The sequence below is a fragment of the Dysosmobacter segnis genome, from assembly GCF_014297285.1.
Lineage (GTDB): Bacteria > Bacillota > Clostridia > Oscillospirales > Oscillospiraceae > Oscillibacter > Oscillibacter segnis.
The window spans coordinates 1-588 of the sequence record NZ_JACOQI010000113.1 but is presented as its reverse complement, the minus strand read 5'-3'; the positions used below and the strand labels follow the sequence as shown (position 1 = coordinate 588).

The 588-nt window shown below is 50.3% G+C and carries 1 protein-coding gene; it reads left to right on the top strand.

Features of this window, described 5'->3' with window-relative positions:
* Positions 1–588 (top strand): recombinase family protein (locus H8Z83_RS20555; protein WP_187016506.1); only part of this gene is annotated, 588 nt, incomplete at both ends.

Here is a 588-nt window from a genome sequence, read left to right as displayed (position 1 = left end):
TCCAAAAAGATCCGGCAGGTATTTGATTACAAACGGCGCAACGGCCAGTATATCGGAGCATTTGCTCCTTACGGCTATGTAAAGCACCCAAAGGACAAGCACAGGCTGATTGTTGATCCAGATGCTGCTGAAAATGTCAAACTCATTTTTACAATGCTTATTCAAGGGTCATCAAAACGTGCTATCGCGCTGTACCTGAACGAACACGGCGTACCGAGCCCCTCGGCTTACAAGGTACAAAAGGGCTTGCCTGTTTCGACAAGAGGGTATGACGATCCTATGTGGGGAGTCCGCATGATCCACTCCATTCTTACCAATCCGACCTACACCGGGGATTTAGCCCAAGGCCGAAGCCGGGTGAAAAGCTACAAGGTACACCAGATTGAAGCTGTTCCACGCGAGGAATGGGTGGAAGTGGCTGGAACGCATGAGGCCATTATCGACTATGAAACTTTCGACAAGGTACAGACTCTCTTACAGCGTGATACCCGTACTTCCCCGAAAGGCCGTGAGGTACATTTATTCAGCGGCTTTCTGAAATGTGCCGATTGCGGGCGGGCCATTACCCGATGCGTTGGCAAGAACAAC